Source organism: Klebsiella sp. JN_Kp121, from assembly GCF_040062145.1.
In the GTDB taxonomy this organism is placed as follows: Bacteria; Pseudomonadota; Gammaproteobacteria; order Enterobacterales; family Enterobacteriaceae; genus Klebsiella; species Klebsiella aerogenes.
The window spans coordinates 56,046-79,752 of the sequence record NZ_JBEAHX010000031.1 but is presented as its reverse complement, the minus strand read 5'-3'; the positions used below and the strand labels follow the sequence as shown (position 1 = coordinate 79,752).

The following is a 23,707-nucleotide window of genomic DNA, read 5'->3' as shown; positions in this document are numbered from 1 at the left end:
GTCACAATGGAACAGGTTGTCATTGTCGATGCAATTCGCACCCCGATGGGCCGTTCAAAGGGCGGCGCCTTTCGCAACGTGCGTGCGGAAGACCTCTCCGCACACCTGATGCGAAGCCTGCTCTCGCGTAACCCGTCCCTTGAGGCGAGCGTGATTGACGATATTTACTGGGGCTGCGTGCAACAAACGCTGGAGCAGGGTTTCAACATTGCGCGTAACGCCGCGCTGTTGGCGGAAATACCGCACTCGGTACCGGCAACAACGGTTAACCGCCTGTGCGGTTCCTCCATGCAGGCGCTGCACGATGCCGCCCGTATGATCATGACCGGCGACGCCAGTGTCTGCCTGATTGGCGGCGTTGAGCACATGGGCCATGTGCCAATGAGTCATGGTGTCGATTTCCATCCGGGCCTTAGCCGTAACGTGGCGAAAGCCGCCGGTATGATGGGGCTGACCGCGGAAATGCTGGCGCGTCTACACGGCATTAGCCGTGAAATGCAGGATCAATTCGCCGCACGTTCCCACGCTCGCGCCTGGGCGGCGACGCAATCCGGGGCATTCAAGGCGGAGATTATCCCGACCGGCGGCCACGATGCCGATGGCGTGCTGAAATCCTTTAATTATGACGAAGTGATCCGCCCGGAAACCACCGTAGAAGCGCTGGCGGCGCTGAGACCGGCTTTCGATCCGGTGACCGGCACGGTAACGGCAGGTACCTCTTCCGCGCTTTCCGACGGCGCGGCGGCGATGCTGCTGATGAGCGAAAGCCGCGCCCGCGAGCTGGGGCTGAAGCCGCGCGCTCGCGTCCGTTCAATGGCGGTGGTCGGCTGCGATCCTTCCATTATGGGTTATGGCCCGGTTCCGGCCTCAAAGCTGGCGCTGAAAAAAGCGGGATTATCCACCAGCGATATCGACGTCTTTGAAATGAATGAAGCGTTTGCCGCGCAGATTCTGCCGTGTATTAAAGATCTGGGCTTAATGGAGCAGATCGACGAGAAGATCAACCTCAACGGCGGCGCGATCGCGCTCGGCCACCCGTTGGGCTGTTCCGGGGCGCGTATTAGCACCACGCTGATTAACCAGATGGAACGCAAAGACGCGCAGTTCGGTCTGGCGACCATGTGTATCGGCTTAGGCCAGGGGATCGCCACCGTATTCGAGCGGATGTAGGAAAAAACTCGATGCCATTATTGCCTGCCAGCCAACAGGCAATAATGGATTAGAGGGGGTTTAGTTGCCGTTCTTCCCGCCTGTCAGGGGCGGGTTTTTTATTTTCAGATAAACGCAAACGCATCGCCAAACAGGCGATCTTCACGCGCGCCGCGCTCATTACAGAACAGATCGCGGGCAATTTTAGCCATCTCAAAACGACCGGCAATGTAAATATCATGCTCGGCCAGCGTACCGTAATCCTGCAGCACGGCGGTGAGTACCGTACCGGAGCGACCACGCCACCCTTCTTCCGGCTGCTCGACCACCGGCTCGATGCGCAGATTCGGATGCTTGATGCTTAACGCTTCCAGCTCGGCCAGATCGTACAGATGCTTAGCCTCGCGGCCGCCCCAATAAATGGCGATATCGCGATCCGGGTTACGCGCCAGCGCGGTTAACAGAATAGAACGCACATAAGAGAATCCGGTACCGCCGGCGATCAGAATCAGCGGGCGATCTTCGTCATCGCGCAGCCACGCTTCGCCATGCGGAATATCAACCTCAATTTCACGCTCTTTCAGAATGCGATCCATCACCGCCATCGCATACAGATTGAGTTCAGAAGCACCGATATGCAGCTCGATAAACTCGTGCTCTGACGGCGTGGAAGCCATAGAGAACGGACGCTTGTCGCGCTCATCCATCACTACCATCAGATACTGGCCGGCGCGGAAAGAAAATGCCGCTTCCGGTACTAATCGAACGCGATACACGGTATCGGTAATCGCCTCCACCGAGGTCACTTTACAGCTTAAGGTTGTCATGCGTCCCCTCTGTCGGGTCTATAGAGCAAAACAGCGGCGTTAGCCCCGCTTACTGTTATTTAAAGATGGCCAGTTCATCCCAGATGGCGTCGATACGCGCCGTCACCTCAGGATCTTTTTTGATTGGACGACCCCATTCACGCTGGGTTTCGCCAGGCCATTTATTTGTGGCATCCAGCCCCATTTTTGAACCCAGGCCGGAAACCGGCGAGGCAAAATCCAGATAATCTATTGGCGTATTTTCTACCAGTACCGTATCACGAGCCGGGTCCATACGGGTAGTAATCGCCCAAATCACGTCATTCCAGTCGCGCGCGTTCACGTCATCGTCGCAGACAATCACGAACTTGGTATACATGAACTGGCGCAGGAACGACCAGACGCCCATCATCACGCGCTTGGCATGGCCTGCGTACTGTTTTTTCATGGTCACCACCGCCAGGCGATAGGAACACCCTTCCGGCGGCAGATAGAAATCGACGATTTCCGGGAACTGCTTTTGCAGAATCGGCACAAAGACTTCGTTCAGCGCCACGCCCAGCACCGCGGGTTCATCCGGCGGACGACCGGTATAGGTCGAATGATAAATCGCGTCTTCGCGCTGGGTAATATGGGTCACCGTAAATACCGGGAAGCTGTCTACTTCATTGTAGTAGCCGGTATGATCGCCGTATGGCCCTTCCGGCGCCATCTCGCCGGCCTCAATGTAGCCTTCAAGCACGATTTCCGCGCTGGCCGGCACTTCAAGGTCATTGGAAACGCACTTCACCACTTCGGTCTTGGTGCCGCGCAGCAAGCCTGCGAAAGCGTATTCCGACAGGGTATCAGGAACCGGCGTCACTGCGCCCAGAATGGTCGCCGGATCGGCGCCAAGCGCCACGGAAACCGGAAAACGTTCGCCGGGATGCGCCGCGCACCACTCCTGGAAATCGAGCGCGCCGCCGCGGTGGGACAACCAACGCATGATGAGTTTATTTTTACCGATCAGCTGCTGGCGATAAATACCCAGATTTTGCCTCTCCTTGTGCGGGCCGCGGGTCACCGTCAGCCCCCAGGTAATCAGCGGCGCGGCATCTTCCGGCCAGCAGGTCATAATCGGTATTTTGTTGAGATCGACATCATCGCCCTGGATGATTTTTTGCTGACAAGGCGCGCCGCGCAGGCGTTTGGTCGGCATATTCAACACTTGCTTGAACTGCGGCAGCTTATCAAACAGATCGCGGAAGCCTTTTGGCGGCTCCGGCTCTTTCAGAAAGGCCAATAGCTTCCCGACTTCCCGTAGCGAACTGACGTCTTCCTGGCCCATCCCCAGCGCCACACGACGCGGCGTGCCAAACAGGTTGCACAGCACCGGCATCGAGTAGCCTTTCGGGTTTTCAAACAGCAGCGCCGGGCCGCCGGCACGCAGGGTGCGGTCGGCAATTTCGGTAATTTCCAGATGCGGGTCGACCGGCAGGGTTATCCGTTTTAGCTCGCCCTGCTGCTCAAGTAATGTCAGAAAGTCGCGTAGATCGTGGTATTTCATGGAGTTATTATTGACCTCTATACAAGCGGCTGATTATACGATTTTCGCCGCAACGATGCTGTACTTTTGTTAAATAAGCGTAAATGAACAGGCTATTTACGCTTTCGCTTATAATGGTTTTCGCGATTGTTCCAGGCTTTTGTTATGCTTGCAGGTAGTAAAGCGGAAAGAGTCATTATGCAAGCCTGGTACTTACTTTATTGCAAACGTGGGCAGCTTCAGCGCGCCCAGGAACACCTTGAACGTCAGGCAGTCAATTGCCTGATGCCGACGATCGCGCTGGAAAAAATCATCCGTGGTAAACGTACTACGGTCAGCGAGCCCCTGTTCCCAAACTATCTGTTCGTCGAATTCGATCCCGAGATCATTCATACCACCACCATCAGCGCTACCCGAGGGGTGAACAGTTTCGTCCGTTTTGGCGCCCAACCGGCAGTGGTCCCTTCAGAGGTGATTCACCAGCTTTCCATCTATAAACCGGAAGGTATTACCGACCCGGAAACGCCTCATGAAGGCGACAGCGTGTTAATCACCGACGGTGCTTTTGAAGGGCTGCAGGCTATTTTCACCGAGCCCGACGGCGAAGCCCGTTCAATGCTGCTCCTCAATCTGTTGAATAAACAGGTCCTGCAAAGCGTTAAAAATACCGACTTCTATAAAATCTGACGGCGCGGTTAAAAGCGCACGCCAAACAGGTTCCTGACGTTCGCATCCGTAACCTCCTCCAGCCATTGCGCTTCCTCGCCTCGCCAGCCCGCTACGCTTGCCAGAATATGCGGCAGATAAGCGGGCTCGTTGCGCCGCGAGGAGGGCTTCGGCTTCATATCCCTCGGTAATAGATATGGCGCATCGGTCTCCAGCAGCAGACGTTCCGCCGGGATTGCCGGCAACAGTTCACGAAGCTCCAGTCCCCGCCGCTCATCGCACACCCAACCGGTGATACCGATAAATAAACCTCTATCAAGACACTGAATCACTTCCTCGCGGCTACCGGTAAAGCAGTGCAACACGGCGCCGGGCAGTTTATTGAGCCACGGCTCCAGCAGCTCAAGGAACCGTTGATGGGCGTCGCGGCAGTGTAAAAATACCGGCATTGAGAGCTCGGCCGCCAACGCCAGCTGGGCGCTGAATGCCTTCTCTTGTTCCTGCGGCGTTGAGAAATTACGGTTGAAATCAAGACCGCATTCGCCAATCGCCGCCACCTGCGGCTGGCGGGCCAGCGCGTGGATTTCTTCGGCCACCGACTCAGTCCAGATGCTGCTATCGTGCGGATGTACACCCGCAGTAGACCAGCAGTTGGCGTAACGGCCAGCCATCTGCCGCGCCTGCTGGCTTTCATGCAGATTGGTGCCGGTCAGCAACATCCCATGGACACCTGCCGCCTGCGCGTGCGCAACCACCTCGTCGTGGTCGCGGGAAAACTGCGAGCTGGTCAGATTTACGCCAATATCAAACATCATAACTCCCATATGACAACCGCCCTGACGGGCGGTTGGCGTTGTTACTCTTCTTTGCTCTCCGCCTCTTCGGCGGCGGCATCTTCGTCACGCGTCAGGCGTTTACCGGTGTAGAAACGGGCAAAGAACACCCCGACTTCAAACAGGCAATACATGGGGATGGCCAACAGCGTTTGCGAGAACACATCCGGCGGCGTCAGCAACATACCGACCACGAAGGCGCCCACCAGCACGTAGGGCCGTTTTTTACGTAAATCTTCCGGCGTCGTGACGCCCATCCAGCAGAGCAGGACGATGGCGACCGGCACTTCAAACGACACGCCGAAAGCCATAAACAACGCCATGACAAAATCGAGGTAGCTACGGATATCGGTCGAAACTAATACCCCTTCCGGCGCGGCGTGAGTCAGGAAGCCGAATGCCAGCGGGAACACGACGAAATAAGCGAAAGCCATACCGATATAAAACAGCAACGTACTGGAAACCAGCAGCGGCATGACCAGCCGACGTTCATGCTTATACAACGCCGGCGCCACGAATGCCCATACCTGATAAAGAATGACCGGCACCGACAGGATCACCGAAACCATAAAGGTCAGTTTGATCGGCGTGAAGAAAGGAGAAGCGACATCGGTGGCGATCATCGTCGCGCCTACCGGCATTTTGCTGATAAGCGGAGCGGATACCAGTTGATAGATATCATTGGCGAAGTAAACCAACGCCAGGAAGATCACCAGGATGGCAACAATGCTGTTGAGCAGGCGCTTACGCAGCTCAATCAGATGTGAAATTAACGGTTGAGTCTCGTCTACGCCCATTTTTTACGCTTTATCACTCGATGCGGGGGAAGAATCTGGCACTGCCGCGGCGGCTTTTTCCTTAGCCGCCGGGACTTCAGCCGGCGAAACGGATGGCTCCTCGGCAACGGGCTCCGGGGTATGTGCCGGGGCGCTGACCTGATGTTCCGCCGTTGCCGGTGTAACATCCTGACGCTGCGCTTCGCTACCTTTGACGACCGGATTATGGATGGTGTTCGCTTCGTCGCTGGCCTTTTCAGGATCGTGGGCGGTATAGGAACGCTTCATAGATTCAGCTGCTTCACGCAGTTCGTCCATCGAGGCTTTGAGCTCCGGAGTCAGATTATCCAGGCTGGCTTTCTCCACCTTTTTCAGGCTCTCCTGAAACTCCTGCAGTTTTAGCTCCTGGGCAAGCTCATTTTGTACGGTGGTCGCCAGCGAGCGCAACGTACGGATCCAGCTGGCCACCGTTTTGACGGCGACAGGTAGTCGCTGTGGCCCCAATACGATGAGGCCAATCACGAACACCAGCAATAGTTCACTAAAACCGATATCGAACACGAATTACACCTGCTCTTTGTCGTGGCGTTTTGTCTCGTCTTTTTTCGCATCATCTTGTTTATCAGCGATAGTTTTCGCTGCAAAATCTGCATCGGCTGAGGATTTATCAGATTTCTCATCATCGCTCATCGCTTTTTTAAAGCCCTTGATCGATGCGCCTAAATCCGAACCCAGCGAGCTCAGCTTCTTCGTCCCGAAAAGCAGAACTACGATGACGACAACAATTAACAACTGCCAAATACTGATACCACCCATACACGTTCCCCTATGACAGATGATGAATGATGAGAGCGCATTATACACGTCATCCGGTGAGACGCCTCTTTGTCAGACCGCTCACATGACTTCGCGCAAGAATCAATGCGCCAGAATAAACGCGAAACCTGTCAGCGCGTTTTTCGCCAACCAATAAGCCAGGTTACGACGCCGCCGGCCATCAGCCAGCCTGGCATCATGCCCCACTCCGGGCGGTGGATAAATAACAGCGTACCGCTTAAAAGCAAAACGGCGCCTATACCAAACAGATAGCGGGACTGCCCCTGACGCACGTGACGCACCTGGAAGTCGCGCACGATAGTATCGACGCTGGTCTGCAGCTGTTTGCTCTGCTGCAGGCTTTGGTACACCAGCTCAGGAATTTCCGGCATCCTTTCAATCCAGAACGGCGCTTTTTCTTTAAACGCACGCACCAGCGCGGGAATACCGACCTGATCCTTAATCCACGACTCGAGAAAAGGCTTCGCCGTTTTCCACAAGTCTAACTGAGGATAGAGCTGACGACCTACCCCTTCTACGTAAAGTAATGTCTTCTGAAGCAAAACCAGCTGCGGTTGGACTTCCATATTGAAACGCCGCGCGGTGTTAAACAGATTCAGCAATACGTGGCCGAAGGAGATTTCCGCCAGCGGCTTTTCAAAGATGGGCTCGCACACGGTGCGAATCGCAAACTCAAACTCTTCAACGTTGGTATCCGGCGGCACCCAGCCGGAATCGACGTGCAGCTCGGCAACCTTACGGTAATCGCGGTTGAAGAAAGCAATGAAGTTTTCTGCGAGATAACGCTTATCGTCTTTGTTCAGCGAGCCGACGATACCGCAGTCGATACCGATATATTGCGGGTCATGCGGATGATCGTAGCTAACGAAAATATTACCCGGATGCATATCCGCATGGAAAAAGCTGTCGCGAAACACCTGGGTAAAGAAGACCTGCACCCCACGCTCCGCAAGCAACTGCATGTTGGTGCCCTGGGCTTCCAGCGCAGCGACGTCGGAAACCGGAATACCGTAGATCCGCTCCATCACCATCATGCCTTCGCTACAGTAATCGGAATAGACTTCCGGCACGTATAGCATTGGGCTATCTTCGAAATTGCGCCGTAGCTGAATAGCGTTAGCCGACTCGCGTAACAGGTTCAGCTCGTCCATCAGCGTTTTTTCATATTCGCGGACGACTTCTTGCGGGCGCAGACGGCGGCCATCCGGCAGCAGACGAGGTACCCAGCGCGCCAGGCGGTAGATTAATTTCATGTCCGCTTTGATCACCGGCAGGATATCCGGGCGGATGACCTTGATGACGACCTCTTTGCCGTTGTCTTTCAGGCGCGCGGTATGGACCTGGGCGATGGAGGCGGAAGCGAGCGGCTCAATGGCGAAATCATCGAACCAGGCTTCAATGGGCAGCCCACCCATCGCTTGTTCGATCTGTTGTTTAGCCAATTTGCCATCGAAAGGTGCGACGCGATCCTGCAGCAGCGCCAGTTGATCGGCGATTTGCGGCGGGAACAGATCGCGGCGGGTGGAGAGCATCTGGCCGAACTTAATCCACACCGGGCCCAGCTCCTGCAGCGCCAGGCGTAAGCGTTGACCCAGCGGTTTATCTTTGTGGCGATTCGGCATCCAGAACAACATTCGCCGCCAGATGCGCAGCGGCAATGTGATACGCATTTTGGGAATGAGCTCATCAAGCCCGTAACTCAAAAAGGTGCGGATGATAAAATACAGGCGCCGTAATTCTCCTGGCGTCATTTGCCCTCCAGCGTTTCCAGCCGTTTTTCCAGTGCGGCCAGCGCGCGTTCTACAGCGGCGGACTCTTCAGCAAACCAGGCCATTTCCAACGGCCCCGGCGCCAGTCGCCACTCTTCGGTAATCGCTTCAGCGACGTAGCGCTGCTGGCTTTTCGCGCCCTGCAGCAGGAAGCGCGCGCCGCCGCGAAGCACCTTGCCAACCCCTTCAGCGACGATATCGCCGGTATACGGCGCCAATAACTCTGCCGGGTCGAACTCCGCCAGATCGCAAAGTGCGACCATGTTCTGCACAACCTGCAGGTCGCCCTGTACTTCCAGATCGCCGCTGCGGATCAGCGCGGTCAGTTGTTGGCGGTTACGCAGCAGCGGCAGCACGCTCAGGCGGGTTATCACGGTACAGTCAGCTTCGCCTTCCCACGCGCCGAGCACGTCGATTTGCTGCTCGCTATAGGCCAGCACGACAGGCGCCGACAGCTCTTTGAGCTCTACGCGCAGCACTTTCCCTAGCAGGCGCTGACGCGCCGGTTTAAGCGCGCGGTCGCGCCAGAGAAAAGTATTAAGAACCGTTTCGATGCCAGCGGTAACCAGTGGTGCGAAAGGCATAGCGTCCCTCCTGTCAGAACTTATAGCCGCGGTGTAGCGCGACAATACCTGCCGTCAGGTTGTAGTAGTCGACGCTTTCAAAACCCGCCTCCTGCATCATGCCTTTCAGGGTGTCCTGATCGGGATGCATGCGGATGGATTCCGCCAGATAGCGATAACTTTCCGCATCGTTTGCCACCAGCTCGCCGACTTTCGGCAACACGTGGAAGGAGTAAGCGTCGTAGGCTTTGCTCAGCGGTTCGAGAATCGGTTTAGAAAACTCCAGAACCAGCAGACGTCCGCCCGGTTTCAGCACGCGGTACATTGAACGCAGCGCTTTGTCTTTATCGGTAACGTTACGCAGGCCAAAGGAGATGGTGATGCAGTCAAAGGTGTTATCCGCAAACGGCAGCGCTTCAGCGTTGGCCTGAACATACTCGACGTTACCGACAATACCGATGTTGCGCAGTTTTTCGCGGCCCATTTTGAGCATCGAATCATTGATATCGGCGAGCATCACGCGACCGGTTTCACCCACCAGACGGGAAAACTTCGCCGTCAGGTCGCCGGTACCACCCGCTAAGTCCAGCACAGTTTGCCCGCGACGCACGCCGCTGCAGTCGATGGTGAAGCGCTTCCACAAGCGATGAATCCCGAACGACATTAAGTCGTTCATCACATCATATTTTGCAGCGACAGAATGGAATACATGCGCCACCATGTCCGCCTTCTGCTCTTTGGCTACCGTTTGAAAGCCAAAATGCGTTGTTTCTTGTGAATCCTCAACCATCTCTATGCCCGCTTACTTATCAAGAAAATGTTCAGCGAGTGTAACAGATTCAGGCCATTTCCCATACGTTTCAGCTTGGCCTGACGTGCTCGTTTGCGCTCGCTGCAGGGTCGGAATCGGCGCTAAACACATCTTCCCGCGGTGAATTTTCATCTTCCTCAAGGCGATATTCGTTATCCTGCGCCGTGGCCTGCTCGACTAAATCAGGATTAATCCCGCGCTTAACCTCGACCCCCAGGCCACGGAATGACTCGGCCTGCACCAGCAAGTTGCCGCGCCCGGAGGCAAGCTTTTTCATCGCCTGGCGATAGTTATCCTGCGCTTTATCAAGGCTTTGACCGATAGCCGACATATCGTCGACAAACAGCCGCATCTTGTCGTACAGACGCCCGGCGCGCTCGGCGATTTTTTGCGCGTTACGGCTTTGATGCTCATAGCGCCACAAGTTGGCGATGGTGCGCAACGCCACCAGCAAGGTTGTCGGGCTAACCAGCATAATATTGTTCTTCAGCGCCTCGCTGATAAGCTCAGGTTGGCGGTCGATAGCCAGCAGGAACGCAGGCTCAACGGGGATGAACATCAGCACATAGTCGAGCGAACGAAGTCCCGGCAGTTGTTGGTAATCTTTACGCCCCAGCAGGCGAATGTGGTTACGCACCGAGGCAATATGCTCCTGTAGCGCCGATTCGCGGGTGTAGTCGTCGTCAGCGTTGAAGTAGCGCTCATAGGCGACGAGGGTCATTTTGGCGTCGATAACCACGTCTTTGCCCTGCGGCAGACGCACGATAACATCCGGCTGCATCCGCGAGCGGTTATCGGTTTCGATGCTCACCTGAGTTTGATACTCATAGCCTTCGCGCAGGCCGGAGGCCTCCAGCACGCGGGTTAGCACCACTTCTCCCCAGTTGCCCTGAGTTTTGTTATCACCCTTCAGCGCTTTCGTCAGGTTCAGCGCCTCTTGCGCCATCTGTGCGTTCAGCTGTTGCAAATTGCGGATTTCGTGCGCCAGCGTGTGGCGCTCACGCGCCTCCTGGCCGAAGCTGTCCTGCACCTGGCGACGGAAGCCGTCGAGCTGTTCGCGCAGCGGCGTCAGCAGGCCATGCAGGCTCTGGCGATTTTGTTCATCAACCCGGCGGTTGCTGTGCTCAAATATGCGGTTCGCCAGGTTTTCAAACTGCTCGCTCAGGCGCTGCTCGCTGTTGACCATCTGGCGAATTTTATCTTCGGCGTGCAACTGCGTGGATTCCAGACGGGTGGTCACTTCACGCAGGTCGGCCTCCAGCGAGGTGTTGATATCACGCAGGCTGCGCAGCTCGTTGTTGAGAAGTTCGCACTCATCGCGCCAGTGCGATTCCTGCACCAGCTGCTGACGTGCGGCGCTAAGTTCAATATCCAGCTCGCGGCGCTCTTCAATGAGATCGGCACGGATTTGATCGGCGCGGGCTTTTGTCGCCAGCCAGCCAACGATTAACCCTGCCGCCAGCGCCACCACGGCGCTTATCACAATAGAGATATCCACAACGCCTCCCCGGCAACCACTTACGGCACAAAAATAGAATTGTGCTGTACAAACGTCCAGTTGAAAAGGATTTTCCTGCGAGGCGCTACGCAAAAAAAAGGCCGGAAGATCCGGCCCTGTGAGAAAAAGAGAAGAACTACAGCAGACGGCGCGCCGCTTCCACAACGATTTTCACCGCGTGGCTTTCGGTTTGCTTCATGGTTTCGGCGTTAGGGATCTCTTGCTGGGTACGGTTGACGATAACCCCTGCCACCATCCCGGCGCGCAGACCCTGGCTGGCGCACATGGTCAGCAGCGTAGCGGATTCCATTTCATAGTTCATGACGCCCATTGCCTGCCACTCTTCCATCGAGCCTTTGAAACGGCTCACGACGCGGCCGGAGAAGGTGTCGTAACGCTCCTGGCCTGGATAGAAGGTATCAGAGGAGGCAGTCACGCCGATATGCGTGGTCGCGCCGATTGATTTCGCCGCTTCCACCAGAGCGGTGGTACAGGCGAAGTCAGCAACGGCCGGGAACTCCATCGGCGCAAAGTGCAGGCTGGCGCCGTCCAGACGGACAGAACCGGTCGTCACCAGTACATCGCCAACATTGATATGTGGCTGAATCGCGCCGGTGGTACCGATACGCAGGAAGGTACGAACCCCCAGCTGTGCCAGCTCTTCCACGGCGATAGAGGTCGACGGGCCGCCGATACCGGTGGAGCAAACAATCACCGGTTTGCCGTCCAGCTCAGCGCGCCAGGAGGTAAATTCACGATGAGATGCCAGCTTAACCGGCTTATCCATCAGCGCGGCGATCTTTTCCACACGCTCCGGATCGCCAGGGACGATAGCCAGCGTAGCCCCTTGTAAATCGTTCTTAGTGAGGCCGAGATGAAAAACATCAGACTTGGACATAAAAAACTCCTCTGTGGGTCGAAGTATCAGCAGAAGCAAAAGGGTACTTTACAGAAGCCACTCGCTTATTTTTGTGATGATAGTCACCATGCATAATAATGATTGCATTTGTTTTTCAACAAATAGTGATTCACATCACATTAACAAGTTATATTCGCGGTCACAGAACAAAAGATAGCCGCTTTCAGGCACTGTGCTTTATTAACGTTCAGTCTAAGAGTCTATATTTATCGATGCGCTAATAAATAAGGGTACGGAGAATACCATGACCACCACCAAGCAACCCGGATTCGCACCTGCAGCCTCGCCGCACGCCTCTACCGCCGTCCATACGTCGGATGAGCACATTACCGCCGGAGAAACCTCGATCCCATCGCAGGGCGAGAATATGCCGGCCTATCACGCCCGCCCGAAAAACGCCGACGGCCCGCTGCCGATCGTTATCGTGGTGCAGGAAATTTTCGGCGTACATGAGCATATTCGCGATCTGTGCCGCCGCCTGGCGCAGGAAGGCTATCTGGCGATTGCGCCAGAACTCTACTTCCGCCAGGGCGATCCGAATGAGTACAACGATATCCCTACCCTGTTCAAAGAACTGGTCACTAAGGTGCCTGACGCACAGGTGCTGGCGGATCTCGACCACGTCGCCAGTTGGGCGGCACGCCACGGCGGCGATGCCCATCGTCTGCTGATCACCGGTTTCTGCTGGGGCGGTCGCATCACCTGGCTGTATGCCGCGCATAACCCGCAGTTGAAGGCAGGCGTCGCTTGGTATGGCAAACTGGTGGGAGAAAAATCGCTGAATTCGCCAAAACACCCGGTGGATATCGCTGTCGATCTCAACGCGCCGGTACTTGGCCTGTACGGCGCTAAAGACGCCAGCATTCCGCAGGATACCGTCGAGACCATGCGCCAGGCGCTGCGGGCGGCAAATGCGAACGCTGAGATCGTGGTCTATCCCGAGGCCGATCACGCCTTTAACGCCGACTATCGCGCCAGCTATCACGAAGAGTCAGCCAAAGACGGCTGGCAGCGGATGCTGGACTGGTTTGCTCAATATGGCGGTAAAAAAGGGTAACTCGCCTGATACATGAAAAGAGGAGGCCGTGGCCTCCTCTGTTGTTTTCCGCGTATCTATCAGGCTGATTCGCGCAGATTCTGCGCCGCTTGCACCATGTTAGCCAGCGCGGCGCGGGTTTCCGGCCAGCCACGAGTTTTCAGGCCGCAGTCCGGGTTAACCCACAAGCGCTCCGCCGGAATACGCTGCGCGGCCTTCTCCAGCAACCCTTCAATCCACTCCACGCTCGGTACGTTTGGCGAGTGAATATCATAAACGCCCGGGCCGATTTCGTTCGGATATTCGAACTCTTCGAACGACTCCAGCAGTTCCATGTCAGAGCGCGAGGTTTCAATGGTGATGACGTCGGCATCCAGCGCGGCGATAGAATCCATGATGTCATTGAACTCGCAATAACACATGTGGGTATGAATCTGGGTGTCATCCTTAGCAACCGCGGCGTTGATGCGGAAAGCTTCGACGCCCCACTGTAGATAAGCATCCCAATCACTGCGCTTCAGCGGCAGACCTTCGCGCAGTGCCGGTTCATCAATCTGGATAATACCGATACCGGCCGCCTCCAGATCCGCCACTTCATCGCGCAGCGCCAGCGCAATCTGCTTCGCGATGGTTTCACGACTGACATCTTCGCGCGGGAAGGACCAGCACAGAATGGTCACCGGACCGGTCAACATGCCTTTGACCGGCTTGTCGGTAAGAGACTGCGCGTACTTCGCCCACTCGACGGTGATCGCTTGCGGACGGCTGACATCGCCGATAACCACCGGCGGCTTCACGCAGCGAGAGCCATAGCTTTGCACCCAACCGTTTTGCGTGAAGATGAAACCGTCCAGATGCTCACCGAAATACTCCACCATGTCGTTTCGCTCGGCTTCTCCGTGCACCAGCACGTCTAAACCCAGACGTTCTTGTTCGACGATCGCCTGCTTAATATGTTCGGCAATACCCGTCCGATAATGGCTGGCGTCAAGATTGCCCTTTTTGAAGTCCAGACGTAGGGTACGAATTTCGGTTGTCTGCGGGAATGAACCGATCGTCGTCGTCGGCCATGCTGGCAGGTTAAAGCGCCTGCGCTGCGCCTGTGCGCGCTCGGCATAAGGACTGGCGCGCTGGCTGTCCTGAGCAGTGATTGCCGCCAGCCGTTTTTCCACTGCCGCGTTGTGTACGCGAGTCGAATGGCGACGAGCCTGGATTGGCGCGCTCCACGCCTCGATCGCCGTCGTATTACCGCTGTTCAGCGCATCGCGCAGCAGCGCCAGTTCGCCGCACTTCTGCAGGGCGAAAGCAAACCAACTTTTTACTTCGGCATCAAGACGGGTCTCTACGCTCAGATCGATCGGGCTATGCAGTAAGGAGCAGGAAGAGGCGACCCATAATTCGCGTTGACCGACAATCGCCTTAATTTGCGCATATTTTTCCGTGAGATCGGCGCGCCAGACGTTACGACCGTTGATCAGCCCGGCGGATAACAGCCAGTCGGCCGGCAGGCGTTTATGTAGTTCAGCAACATCATCTTTGCCATGCACCAGATCGACGTGAAGCCCCTGTACCGGCAGCGCGGTGATAATATCAAGGTTGTCGGCGATCCCTTCAAAATAGGTAGTCAGCAGTAGTTTTACCTGCCCCTGCAGGGCCTCATAAGCCGGTTTAAAGGCATCCAACCATGCTTGCGGCAGCTCCAGTACCAGCGCCGGTTCATCAATCTGCACCCACTCAATGCCGCGTTTCGCCAGCTCGCCCAGTACCTGCTGGTAAACCGGAAGGATATCGTTCAGCAGGCTTAAACGGTCAAACTGTTCGCCTTTTACTTTGCCCAGCCACAGATACGTTACCGGCCCCAGCAGTACAGGCTTAATCTTGTGGCCCAGCGCCAGCGCTTCGTCCACTTCATCCAGCAGTTGGGTCCAGCTCAGCTTGAACTGCTGGCCCTGGACAAATTCCGGCACCATGTAGTGATAGTTGGTATTGAACCACTTGGTCATTTCCGCGGCGGCAGCGGGTTCGCCGGTCGGCGCGCGACCGCGACCAATACGGAACAGAGTATCGATATCGACGGTGCCGTCTTTGTTCTGATGACGAGCCGGCACGTTGCCCAACAGCAGGCTGGTGGTCAGAACATGGTCGTACCAGGCAAAATCGCCCACCGGCAACAGATCAATGCCCGCCTGTTTCTGCTGCTCCCAGTGACGAGCGCGCAGTTCGCGACCTACCGCCAGCAGATCTTCACGCGTGGCCTTGCCCGCCCAGTAGCTCTCTTGCGCTTTTTTCAGCTCGCGGCGAAGGCCAACGCGAGGAAAACCGAGGGTGTGATTGAGGATTGTCATGTTATGCCCCTTATGGAATTTTTTGCATTTAGCCATCCAGATGTTTACACATCCATAATGTAAAGGTACTGTATATTCCTCAAGCGCAAATTATTCATGCCGAAGTGAAGGACATTCATGATCGAGATTAAGCACCTGAAAACGCTACAGGCGTTGCGGAACAGCGGTTCGCTGGCGGGCGCGGCGGCAGCCCTGCACCAAACCCAGTCGGCCCTGTCCCACCAGTTTAGCGATCTGGAACAGCGCCTTGGTTTCCGTTTGTTTGTGCGTAAAAGCCAGCCGCTACGCTTCACGCCGCAAGGAGAAATTCTGCTGCAGTTGGCCAATCAGGTACTGCCGCAGATCGCTCGCGCGCTACAGGATTGCAATGAACCACAGCAAACCCGTCTGCGGCTGGCGATTGAGTGCCATAGCTGTATTCAATGGCTCACCCCGGCGCTGGAAAGCTTCCGCGCCCGCTGGCCGCTGGTGGAAGTTGATTTTCAGTCCGGCGTCACTTTTGACCCGCAGCCAGCCCTGCAGCAGGGTGAACTCGATCTGGTGATGACCTCAGATATTTTGCCGCGTAGCGGCCTGCACTATTCACCGATGTTTGATTATGAAGTTCGTCTGGTGTTAGCTCCGGAACATCCGCTGGCGGCGAAAACGCGCATCTCCCCGGAGGATCTGGCTGCGGAAACGTTACTGATTTACCCGGTACAGCGCGGGCGACTGGATATCTGGCGCCACTTCCTGCAACCGGCGGGGATCAGCCCACAGTTGAAAAGTGTCGATAACACGCTGCTGTTGATTCAGATGGTTGCCGCACGAATGGGTATTGCCGCCCTGCCGCACTGGGTGGTGGAAAGTTTTGAACGCCAGGGTTTGATTGTCACCAAAACCCTGGGAGAAGGACTGTGGAGCCGGCTGTATGCTGCAGTGCGCGATGGCGAGCAACGCCAGCCGGTAACAGAAGCGTTTATTCGCTCAGCGCGGAACCACGCTTGCGATCATCTGCCGTTTGTACGGAGTGCGGAGCGACCCAGCGGCGATGGACCCATAGCGAAGCCAGGATTACCAGTGCGCCAATGATAAAGCTTGGCCAGTGAGGCTGCTCCTGCCAGATAGCGAGATTAACCAACAGCCCGGCGGGGACGTGAACGTTATTCATGATCCCCAACGTACCGGCATCCACCTGCGTCGCGCCGTAGTTCCACATGAAATAACCCAATCCGGATGCGACCACGCCAAGCCAGACCAGGATTCCCCACTGCAGGCCGGTAGTCGGTAGCCTCTGCGGATTGCCCAGCATAAACCACGCCGCTACCGCCACAATAAAGGCGCCGGCATAGAACCAGGCAAAAGCATTGTGTTGCGGCATCGGGCGGACTTCCATCAAACGCTTGTAGCCCACCATGCCGATGGCGAAGCAGATATTCGACAACTGCACCAGCAATAGCCCGGTCCAGAAATGATCGCTGACTTTGTCATAGCGGATGATCGCCGCCCCTAACACCGCCAGCGCCGCGCTAAGCAGATAGCCCCAGCGCAGCTTACGACCGCTGAGCAGATCGTAAATCAGGGTGATATACAGCGGGGTAAAGACCGTAAACAACAGAAATTCCGAGACCGTCAGATAAAGATAGGCGCGGAAAGCCAGCAAATACATGATGCCAAGCTGCATCGCCCCCACTAGCATATAGAGTACGATGGTGCGCGGAGACTGGCCGCGCGTACGCAGGAAAGGCAAAAACACCAGCGCTGCCAGGCCCACGCGCATCAGCACGGAAAAATAGCTATCGACGCTACCGGCAAGGTATTCGCCAATCAGGCTAAAAGAAAAGGCCCACAGGATAGTGGTGATAATTAATAGCGCCACAATGGTCGTCTCATTGAATAAAGAACAGGCATTGTAGCGGAGAGAGAGGTTGACGACTGGCCAGTTATTAGCCAGTCGTCAATCTTTATCAATCGAGGTACAGCTTGCGTAGGTAATGCGGTACGGCATCATCGGCGTTGCTGCCGATCACTTCCAGCTCAGGATGCAAATCCTTCAACCGCTGATGGGCGTTCGCCATGATGCAGCCTTTACCGGCCATCGACAGCATCTCGGCATCGTTCATGCCGTCGCCAAAGGCGATACACTCTTTGAGGCTGTAGCCGAGCATTTTCGCGACGGCCTCCAGCGCATGCCCCTTCGAAACACCGCCAGCCATCACTTCAAGACAAGTTAGTGTGGAGAAACTCACATTCACGCGGTCGCCCCAGCGCGCGTTGATAGCCTGCTCAAGCGGCAGCAGATGTTCATGATCTTCACAAGTGAAGAAAACTTTGCTGATGCCATCCGCATCCAGCTCGCCCGGTTCATAAAGCTTGTAGTTGAACACCGCCTCTTTGAAGAAGCGCATCTCTTCCGGGCGATGGCGATTCATAAACCATTCATCTTCACGATAGACGTTGGTCACAATCTTCACATCGTTACGCACCATCTCAAACAGATCGCTGGCGATATCGCGGTCGAGGTTATGAGCGAAGATTTGTTTACCTTCGCTATCGTGTACCCGCGCGCCGTTAGAGGTGATCATGTACGACTTAATGCCGAGATTATCGCGGATCTGCCCCACATCGATGTAGTGGCGGCCAGTGGCGAAAACGAAATTTATCCCGCGCGCGGTGAGTAGCTTCAGCGTCTCTTTGGCATAGGGGGTGAGGAAATGGTCGGGGGAAAGCAGCGTGCCATCTAAATCAGACGCAACAACCTGGTACATAAAAAATTTAACCTCTAAGCAGGGCGACGAGATCTATCGTCGGATTAAGTATGTCGATTGAAAAAATCGACGATGGCATTTAGCGCGACTGAGCGCATAGCGTCCTTTTCAAAAAGGATCTCGTGATATGCCCCTTCAATAACGAGCGGCTTATCGCCTTCACAAGGGTGCCCGGCAGCGGAACGGAGTTCACAATAGCGGTCGTGCATCAGGTTATCGACCACCTTTTCATCCTCGGCCTGAATCAATAACGTCGGAGTCGTATCTTTCTCGACGCCAGACAATATCTCTTCGCCGGCCAGAATACCTTCGCGCACCCAGTGATAGGTCGGCCCGCCGACGCGCAACCGCGGATCGTCGGCATAAAAACGCAGGTTGCGACGATAGCGTTGGCGACTGTGAGTCAACACATTGAGCGAAAACGGCAGCGCCCGCCAGCGGCCCGTACCGATGGCATACTCTTCACGAATACGCTGATGGCCCTCAGCCCAGTCGAGAATATGGCGCACCATCCAGTCCGGCAGGCGCATGATGATGCCAAACATTGGCGCGCATAAGGCAATGGCGTCGCAATGCTGCCGGTGACGCTGCAAGAACAGCGTGGCAATGGCGCCGCCCATCGAGTGGGCGAGAATAAAACGTTTACGCCAGTGGCCGGGAACCACTTCCTGCTGCCAGAGCGCAGCCAGATCGTCAACATAATCGCTAAAGCGCACAACATGACCGCGGTGGGTATCAGACAGTAACCTACCGGAGCGCCCCTGGCCGCGATGATCGATAATCATCACGTCAAAGCCGCTGTGGAAGAGATCGTAGGCTAGTTCGGCATACTTCACGTAGCTTTCGATGCGGCCGGGGCAAATGACCACCAGCCGGTCGTTATTTGCGGCACAAAAGCGCACAAAGCGTACCGGAACCTTATCGACGCCCGTAAATTCAGCTTCTTCCCGCTGATGCCAGAAATCCGTCAGCGGCCCCATGGTAAAGGCCGCAAACGCGTTTTCTCGTGTGTCCCAGTCCTTTTGCTGCCCAAACATCGGGTTTACACCCCTGTTAACCGCTGAAAATCGTTTTTTTGTCGCACATCACACAATGCTGATGCAATAGCGTATTGTGGCATAAAAATAGACAATCAGGGAGATTCTCATGACCTTCGAGTGGTGGTTCGCTTATCTGCTGACATCAATCATTCTCAGCCTGTCGCCGGGTTCCGGCGCGATCAATACCATGACCACATCCATCAACCACGGCTATCGCGGCGCGGCGGCCTCTATTGCCGGCCTGCAAACCGGATTGGCCATTCATATCGTGCTGGTCGGCGTCGGTCTGGGCACGCTCTTCTCCCGCTCGGTACTGGCATTCGAAGTGTTGAAATGGGCGGGCGCGGCCTATCTTATCTGGCTGGGGATCCAGCAGTGGCGGGCGGCGGGTTCAATTGACCTGAATACGCTGGCGCGAACTCAAAGCCGCGGTAAGCTCTATAAACGCGCGGTGTTCGTCAATCTGACCAACCCAAAAAGTATCGTCTTCCTCGCCGCGCTGTTTCCCCAGTTCATCGTCCCGCATCAGCCGCAGGTGATGCAGTACCTGGTACTCGGCGTCACCACCATTGTGGTCGATATCATTGTGATGATCGGTTACGCGACGCTGGCGCAGCGCATTGCGGCCTGGATTAAAGGTCCGAAGCAGATGAAGGCGCTGAATAAAGTGTTTGGCTCGCTGTTTATGCTGGTGGGGGCGCTGCTCGCTTCCGCCCGTCACGCCTAAAACTGGAATGGCGCTCGCATAGCGCGAGGCCACTTGCGGCCGGAGTCGTATTATCACGCGTGCTGGCGCGCAAAGATGAAAGAGACTTTATCCGCGCGCTGTCGGCCCCGCCTTTTCAGTGCCAGAATGCGGCCATTGGGTTTATTCACGGATGAACGAAATGGCGGAAACGGCAACCCCACATGATGCAGTCTTTAAGACCTTTCTGTCGCGGGTCGAAACGGCGCGCGATTTTATCGAGATCCACCTTCCACCGGCGTTAATTCAGGTTTGTAAACTGGATACGCTGCGCCTGGAATCCGGGAGTTTTCTGGAAGATGACCTGCGGCCCTACTACAGCGATATTCTTTATTCGCTGGAGACAAACCGCGGCCCGGGGTATATCCATGTTCTGATAGAACACCAGAGTTCACCTGATAAACTGATGGCGTTTCGTCTGATGCGCTACGCCATCGCCGCCATGCAGAGGCATCTGGAGAATGGTCATAAAACGTTACCGCTGGTAATTCCCATTCTCTTTTATCAAGGACGTCGCAGCCCCTATCCCTGGTCGCTGAACTGGCTGGATAATTTTGACGACTCGATGCTTGCCCATCAGCTCTATTCAGGTGCATTTCCGCTGGTCGATATTACGGTGATCCCTGATGACGAAATTATGCGCCACCGCAGTATGGCGGCGCTTACGCTGGTACAAAAACATATTCGCCAGCGCGATATGGCACAGCTGCTTGACAAGTTGACCCACCTCTTAATGTTGGAGCAGATGAGCGGACAACAAATCGCCGTGCTGATAAAATATATGGCTCAGGCGGGGGAAGCACAGGATATTCGGGCGCTATTTTATGGGCTGGCACAGCGTGTGCCGCAGCATGGAGGAATGCTAATGACTCTGGCAGAAACGTGGCTCGCAGAAGGCAGAGAGAAAGGTATCAAAGAAGGCATTAAAGAAGGCATCAAAGAAGGAAAACGACAGGCCCTTTTACAGGTCGCCGCAGCGATGCTCAATCGCGGCTTGGATGACGATGCTATCCTGGAAATGACCGGTTTGACCAGGGATGAACTACAGCGCCTTCGTCACTAATGTCTGCCCCACCCGGCAACAAACCGGGTGGATAATCGCATGACGAGTTAGCGCGAAATGATCAGATGAATGCCGAAACCGGCAAACAGGGTTCCTGCGATGCCGTCTATCCACTTTGCCATCCGCTGATAGCCGCGGCGCATTTTCGGCAGTGCGAAGAGGCTGGCTACGATGGTGAACCACGCCAGAGTTTCAAGGACGATCAGCAGGAAAATCCCCCAACGCGCCCCGGCGCCAATGTTATCGCCAACGAACAGTGAAAAGACCGAACCGAAGTAGATAATCGCTTTCGGGTTGGCGAGATTGGTCAGCAGGCCCTTCAGGAAACTGCGCCCGCTACGCGCCAGCTCAACCTGCGGTTCCGCTGCCGCTACGTCGGTTTTCTTCAACGCGCCGCGCAGCATTTGATAGCCCATCCAGCACAGATACAGCCCACCGCCGACCATAATCAACGTATGCAGCCAGGCCATTTTCTCGATAATCAGATGCAAGCCGAGCAGCGCTACGCCCGCCCAGACCATTACGCCGCCGGTGATTCCCAACACACCCATCATCGCCTCTTTGCGCGAGCGGCTCACCGCGGTTTGCGAAACAAAGAAAAAATCCGGCCCCGGACTCATTAGCGCAATGATATGCACCAGCGCCACGGTGAGAAAAAGCATCAACATGTTTAACTCGCAGGGAAATAGTGAAGAAGGAAACTATTCTGGCACCTTTTCCCGCGGCTGACTACTCATCATCACCATCGACATGAGCACGTATCAGCGCCATGAATTCTTTACCGAAGCGCTCAAGCTTGCGGGTCCCCACGCCGTTGACGCTGAGCATTTCCCCGGCGGTGAGCGGCGACTGTTCGGCCATCTCAATAAGCGTCGCGTCGTTAAAGACGACATAGGGCGGGATATTCTCCTCGTCGGCGATCGCTTTACGTAATTTACGCAGCTTGGCGAACAGCTTGCGGTCATAATTGCCGCCGAAGGATTTCTGCATCGCTTTCGGTTTTAGCGCCACGATACGCGGCACGGCGAGCTGCAGCGGGACTTCACCGCGCAGTACCGGACGCGCGGCCTCGGTGAGCTGCAGTGCGGAGTGCTGGGCAATATTTTGCGTAACCAGTCCGAGGTGAATTAACTGACGAATCACGCTCACCCAATGCTCGTGGCTCTGCTCGCGACCAATACCGTACACCGGCAGTTTATCGTGGTTCAGGTCACGGATACGCTGATTGTTGGCGCCGCGGAGTACTTCAACCACATAGCCCATCCCGAAGCGCTGATTCACCCGATAAATAGTTGAAAGCGCCTTACGCGCGTCCATTAAGCCATCGTACTGCTTTGGCGGATCAAGACAGATATCACAGTTGCCGCACGGCTCCTGACGCCCTTCGCCAAAATAGTTCAGCAGCACCAGACGGCGACAGGTCTGCGCTTCGGCAAAGGCGCCCATCGCATTCAGCTTATGACGTTCAATATCCTGCAGCGGCCCGGCGGGCTTCTCCTCCAGGCAGCGGCGCAGCCACGCCATATCCGCCGGATCGTAAAACAGCATCGCTTCCGCCGGCAGCCCGTCACGCCCGGCGCGGCCGGTTTCCTGATAATAGGATTCAATGTTGCGCGGGATATCAAAGTGCACCACAAAACGGACGTTCGGCTTGTTAATGCCCATACCGAAGGCCACCGTCGCCACCACGATCTGCAGATCGTCGCGCTGGAATTTCTCCTGCACGTCGGCACGAATATCATTTTCCAGACCAGCATGGTAGGCCGCCGCGCTGATGCCACGGCTTTGCAGCCTGGCGGCGGTGTCTTCAACTTTAGAACGGCTGTTACAGTAGATAATCCCTGATTTACCGCGCTGATCCTGGACGTAACGCATCAGCTGATCGAGGGGCTTAAATTTCTCCATCAGCATATAGCGGATATTGGGGCGATCGAAGCTACTGACCTGAATCAGCGGATCGTTGAGCCCCAGCAGGCGAACAATATCGCGGCGGGTGGTGTCATCCGCGGTGGCGGTGAGCGCCATAAACGGAATATGCGGCATCCGCTGGCGCAGCTGGCCCAACGCGGCATATTCCGGGCGGAAATCATGGCCCCACTGCGAGATACAGTGCGCCTCATCTACCGCCAGCATCGCTAAGTTCCAGTGGCTCAGATGCTCGAGAAAGTTGTCCAGCATCAGGCGTTCCGGCGCGATATACAGCAGACGAATCTGCCCGCTGCGGCAGCCCGCCATCACTTCTTGCTGCTGCTCGCGGCTTTGCGTTGAATTAAGACAGGCCGCGGCGACGCCGTTCGCCAGCAGCTGATCGACCTGGTCTTTCATCAGCGAAATCAGCGGCGACACGACAACCGTCAGGCCGCCGAGGACCAATGCAGGTACCTGGTAGCACAGCGACTTACCGCCGCCGGTCGGCATCACTACAAGGCAATCGCGGCCTTCCAGCGCCGTGGCGATGATCGATTCCTGGCCCGGGCGGAACTGCTGGTAGCCGAAGGTCTCTTGTAAAACCTGCTTAGCCAGCGATTCCTGGTTTAATACTTCCGCCTGTGCCACGTTGACCCCATTCGCCTGAAAAG

23 protein-coding genes are annotated in these 23,707 nt (G+C 55.9%); 6 read left to right on the top strand and 17 right to left on the bottom strand.

Annotated elements, in window-relative coordinates; translation table 11 throughout:
• Nucleotides 1-6 precede the first annotated feature (6 nt).
• Complete coding sequence (gene fadA, locus ABLU86_RS21010) at nt 7-1,170, top strand: acetyl-CoA C-acyltransferase FadA (protein WP_047036948.1); 1,164 nt, start codon at nt 7-9, stop codon at nt 1,168-1,170.
• A 104-nt stretch (nt 1,171-1,274) separates the two neighbouring features.
• Here the strand turns inward: fadA and fre are convergent, their stop codons facing one another.
• Both fre and ubiD read right to left on the bottom strand, forming a co-directional pair.
• Nucleotides 1,275-1,976, bottom strand: coding sequence for an NAD(P)H-flavin reductase (gene fre, locus ABLU86_RS21005; protein WP_008807928.1), 702 nt, complete (start codon nt 1,974-1,976; stop codon nt 1,275-1,277).
• Between the two features lie 55 nt (nt 1,977-2,031).
• On the bottom strand, nt 2,032-3,501 hold the full coding sequence (ubiD, locus tag ABLU86_RS21000; RefSeq protein WP_015368839.1) for a 4-hydroxy-3-polyprenylbenzoate decarboxylase: 1,470 nt from the start codon (nt 3,499-3,501) through the stop codon (nt 2,032-2,034).
• A 177-nt stretch (nt 3,502-3,678) separates the two neighbouring features.
• Between ubiD and rfaH the strand changes: the two genes are divergently transcribed.
• Complete coding sequence (gene rfaH / locus ABLU86_RS20995) at nt 3,679-4,167, top strand: transcription/translation regulatory transformer protein RfaH (protein ID WP_015703997.1); 489 nt, start codon at nt 3,679-3,681, stop codon at nt 4,165-4,167.
• 8 nt (nt 4,168-4,175) lie between these two features.
• Here the strand turns inward: rfaH and tatD are convergent, their stop codons facing one another.
• The 9 genes from tatD to udp all read right to left on the bottom strand — a co-directional run bounded on the left by tatD (nt 4,176) and on the right by udp (nt 12,131).
• Nucleotides 4,176-4,970 (bottom strand): 3'-5' ssDNA/RNA exonuclease TatD, encoded by a 795-nt coding sequence (tatD, locus tag ABLU86_RS20990; RefSeq protein WP_162184127.1) that lies wholly within the window; start codon nt 4,968-4,970, stop codon nt 4,176-4,178.
• A gap of 32 nt (nt 4,971-5,002) precedes the next feature.
• On the bottom strand, nt 5,003-5,776 hold the full coding sequence (tatC, locus tag ABLU86_RS20985; protein ID WP_042894687.1) for a Sec-independent protein translocase subunit TatC: 774 nt from the start codon (nt 5,774-5,776) through the stop codon (nt 5,003-5,005).
• Nucleotides 5,777-5,779: 3 nt separating this feature from the next.
• Nucleotides 5,780-6,316: a Sec-independent protein translocase protein TatB gene (gene tatB, locus ABLU86_RS20980; protein WP_015703995.1), complete on the bottom strand. Its 537-nt coding sequence runs from the start codon at nt 6,314-6,316 to the stop codon at nt 5,780-5,782.
• A gap of 3 nt (nt 6,317-6,319) precedes the next feature.
• The gene (tatA, locus tag ABLU86_RS20975; protein WP_015368844.1) at nt 6,320-6,571 is read right to left on the bottom strand and encodes a Sec-independent protein translocase subunit TatA; all 252 of its coding nucleotides are present in this window, start codon (nt 6,569-6,571) and stop codon (nt 6,320-6,322) included.
• A gap of 131 nt (nt 6,572-6,702) precedes the next feature.
• The gene (gene ubiB, locus ABLU86_RS20970) at nt 6,703-8,343 is read right to left on the bottom strand and encodes a ubiquinone biosynthesis regulatory protein kinase UbiB (protein ID WP_015368845.1); all 1,641 of its coding nucleotides are present in this window, start codon (nt 8,341-8,343) and stop codon (nt 6,703-6,705) included.
• Nucleotides 8,340-8,945, bottom strand: a complete 606-nt coding sequence (locus ABLU86_RS20965) for an SCP2 domain-containing protein (protein WP_348796382.1) — start codon at nt 8,943-8,945, stop codon at nt 8,340-8,342. Before ABLU86_RS20965 ends, ubiB begins: the two co-directional genes overlap by 4 nt.
• Nucleotides 8,946-8,958: 13 nt before the next feature.
• Nucleotides 8,959-9,714, bottom strand: a complete 756-nt coding sequence (ubiE, locus tag ABLU86_RS20960) for a bifunctional demethylmenaquinone methyltransferase/2-methoxy-6-polyprenyl-1,4-benzoquinol methylase UbiE (RefSeq protein ID WP_015368847.1) — start codon at nt 9,712-9,714, stop codon at nt 8,959-8,961.
• Nucleotides 9,715-9,784: 70 nt separating this feature from the next.
• Nucleotides 9,785-11,233, bottom strand: a complete 1,449-nt coding sequence (rmuC, locus tag ABLU86_RS20955) for a DNA recombination protein RmuC (protein ID WP_047036945.1) — start codon at nt 11,231-11,233, stop codon at nt 9,785-9,787.
• A 136-nt stretch (nt 11,234-11,369) separates the two neighbouring features.
• Nucleotides 11,370-12,131, bottom strand: a complete 762-nt coding sequence (udp, locus tag ABLU86_RS20950; RefSeq protein ID WP_004181652.1) for a uridine phosphorylase — start codon at nt 12,129-12,131, stop codon at nt 11,370-11,372.
• A gap of 265 nt (nt 12,132-12,396) precedes the next feature.
• Here udp and ABLU86_RS20945 point away from each other — a divergent pair, with 265 nt between their 5' ends.
• Nucleotides 12,397-13,209, top strand: a complete 813-nt coding sequence (locus tag ABLU86_RS20945) for a dienelactone hydrolase family protein (RefSeq protein WP_015368850.1) — start codon at nt 12,397-12,399, stop codon at nt 13,207-13,209.
• A 59-nt stretch (nt 13,210-13,268) separates the two neighbouring features.
• On the opposite strand, the gene metE is transcribed toward ABLU86_RS20945, so the two are convergent.
• On the bottom strand, nt 13,269-15,533 hold the full coding sequence (gene metE / locus ABLU86_RS20940; protein ID WP_032715393.1) for a 5-methyltetrahydropteroyltriglutamate--homocysteine S-methyltransferase: 2,265 nt from the start codon (nt 15,531-15,533) through the stop codon (nt 13,269-13,271).
• 117 nt (nt 15,534-15,650) lie between these two features.
• On the opposite strand from metE, the gene metR reads away from it, so the two are divergent.
• A complete protein-coding gene (gene metR, locus ABLU86_RS20935; RefSeq protein WP_348796381.1) occupies nt 15,651-16,604 on the top strand; it encodes an HTH-type transcriptional regulator MetR in 954 nt (317 codons plus the stop codon).
• Here metR and ABLU86_RS20930 read toward each other — a convergent pair.
• From ABLU86_RS20930 to pldB, 3 genes are all read right to left on the bottom strand, one after another.
• Nucleotides 16,492-17,391, bottom strand: a complete 900-nt coding sequence (locus tag ABLU86_RS20930) for a carboxylate/amino acid/amine transporter (RefSeq protein ID WP_015368852.1) — start codon at nt 17,389-17,391, stop codon at nt 16,492-16,494. The genes metR and ABLU86_RS20930 overlap by 113 nt on opposite strands.
• A gap of 88 nt (nt 17,392-17,479) precedes the next feature.
• On the bottom strand, nt 17,480-18,280 hold the full coding sequence (gene yigL, locus ABLU86_RS20925) for a sugar/pyridoxal phosphate phosphatase YigL (RefSeq protein WP_015368853.1): 801 nt from the start codon (nt 18,278-18,280) through the stop codon (nt 17,480-17,482).
• A 44-nt stretch (nt 18,281-18,324) separates the two neighbouring features.
• Nucleotides 18,325-19,317 (bottom strand): lysophospholipase L2, encoded by a 993-nt coding sequence (gene pldB, locus ABLU86_RS20920; RefSeq protein ID WP_015703989.1) that lies wholly within the window; start codon nt 19,315-19,317, stop codon nt 18,325-18,327.
• 109 nt (nt 19,318-19,426) lie between these two features.
• Here pldB and rhtB point away from each other — a divergent pair, with 109 nt between their 5' ends.
• The gene (gene rhtB, locus ABLU86_RS20915; protein ID WP_015368855.1) at nt 19,427-20,047 is read left to right on the top strand and encodes a homoserine/homoserine lactone efflux protein; all 621 of its coding nucleotides are present in this window, start codon (nt 19,427-19,429) and stop codon (nt 20,045-20,047) included.
• A gap of 160 nt (nt 20,048-20,207) precedes the next feature.
• Entirely contained in the window at nt 20,208-21,128 is a 921-nt protein-coding gene (locus ABLU86_RS20910; RefSeq protein WP_042894697.1) for an Rpn family recombination-promoting nuclease/putative transposase, read from the top strand.
• A gap of 47 nt (nt 21,129-21,175) precedes the next feature.
• Here the strand turns inward: ABLU86_RS20910 and rhtC are convergent, their stop codons facing one another.
• Together rhtC and recQ are read right to left on the bottom strand one after the other, a co-directional pair.
• Nucleotides 21,176-21,796 carry a threonine export protein RhtC gene (rhtC, locus tag ABLU86_RS20905; protein WP_032715391.1) on the bottom strand — a complete coding sequence of 207 codons (621 nt, stop codon included), beginning with the start codon at nt 21,794-21,796 and terminating at the stop codon, nt 21,176-21,178.
• A 61-nt stretch (nt 21,797-21,857) separates the two neighbouring features.
• A complete protein-coding gene (gene recQ, locus ABLU86_RS20900; protein WP_015368858.1) occupies nt 21,858-23,684 on the bottom strand; it encodes an ATP-dependent DNA helicase RecQ in 1,827 nt (608 codons plus the stop codon).
• Nucleotides 23,685-23,707: the final 23 nt, after the last annotated feature.

What these genes read in the sequence shown, in the direction of transcription:
- tatA (WP_015368844.1), bottom strand. Translation starts at nt 6,571, where the DNA reads ATGGGTGGTATCAGTATTTGGCAGTTGTTAATTGTTGTCGTCATCGTA.
- ABLU86_RS20945 (WP_015368850.1), top strand. Translation starts at nt 12,397, where the DNA reads ATGACCACCACCAAGCAACCCGGATTCGCACCTGCAGCCTCGCCGCAC.
- rhtC (WP_032715391.1), bottom strand. Translation starts at nt 21,796, where the DNA reads ATGTTGATGCTTTTTCTCACCGTGGCGCTGGTGCATATCATTGCGCTA.
- ubiB (WP_015368845.1), bottom strand. Translation starts at nt 8,343, where the DNA reads ATGACGCCAGGAGAATTACGGCGCCTGTATTTTATCATCCGCACCTTT.
- fadA (WP_047036948.1), top strand. Translation starts at nt 7, where the DNA reads ATGGAACAGGTTGTCATTGTCGATGCAATTCGCACCCCGATGGGCCGT.
- rhtB (WP_015368855.1), top strand. Translation starts at nt 19,427, where the DNA reads ATGACCTTCGAGTGGTGGTTCGCTTATCTGCTGACATCAATCATTCTC.
- tatD (WP_162184127.1), bottom strand. Translation starts at nt 4,970, where the DNA reads ATGGGAGTTATGATGTTTGATATTGGCGTAAATCTGACCAGCTCGCAG.
- ABLU86_RS20965 (WP_348796382.1), bottom strand. Translation starts at nt 8,945, where the DNA reads ATGCCTTTCGCACCACTGGTTACCGCTGGCATCGAAACGGTTCTTAAT.
- tatC (WP_042894687.1), bottom strand. Translation starts at nt 5,776, where the DNA reads ATGGGCGTAGACGAGACTCAACCGTTAATTTCACATCTGATTGAGCTG.
- ubiE (WP_015368847.1), bottom strand. Translation starts at nt 9,714, where the DNA reads ATGGTTGAGGATTCACAAGAAACAACGCATTTTGGCTTTCAAACGGTA.
- ABLU86_RS20910 (WP_042894697.1), top strand. Translation starts at nt 20,208, where the DNA reads ATGGCGGAAACGGCAACCCCACATGATGCAGTCTTTAAGACCTTTCTG.
- udp (WP_004181652.1), bottom strand. Translation starts at nt 12,131, where the DNA reads ATGTCCAAGTCTGATGTTTTTCATCTCGGCCTCACTAAGAACGATTTA.
- rfaH (WP_015703997.1), top strand. Translation starts at nt 3,679, where the DNA reads ATGCAAGCCTGGTACTTACTTTATTGCAAACGTGGGCAGCTTCAGCGC.
- fre (WP_008807928.1), bottom strand. Translation starts at nt 1,976, where the DNA reads ATGACAACCTTAAGCTGTAAAGTGACCTCGGTGGAGGCGATTACCGAT.
- yigL (WP_015368853.1), bottom strand. Translation starts at nt 18,280, where the DNA reads ATGTACCAGGTTGTTGCGTCTGATTTAGATGGCACGCTGCTTTCCCCC.
- pldB (WP_015703989.1), bottom strand. Translation starts at nt 19,317, where the DNA reads ATGTTTGGGCAGCAAAAGGACTGGGACACACGAGAAAACGCGTTTGCG.
- ubiD (WP_015368839.1), bottom strand. Translation starts at nt 3,501, where the DNA reads ATGAAATACCACGATCTACGCGACTTTCTGACATTACTTGAGCAGCAG.
- metR (WP_348796381.1), top strand. Translation starts at nt 15,651, where the DNA reads ATGATCGAGATTAAGCACCTGAAAACGCTACAGGCGTTGCGGAACAGC.
- metE (WP_032715393.1), bottom strand. Translation starts at nt 15,533, where the DNA reads ATGACAATCCTCAATCACACCCTCGGTTTTCCTCGCGTTGGCCTTCGC.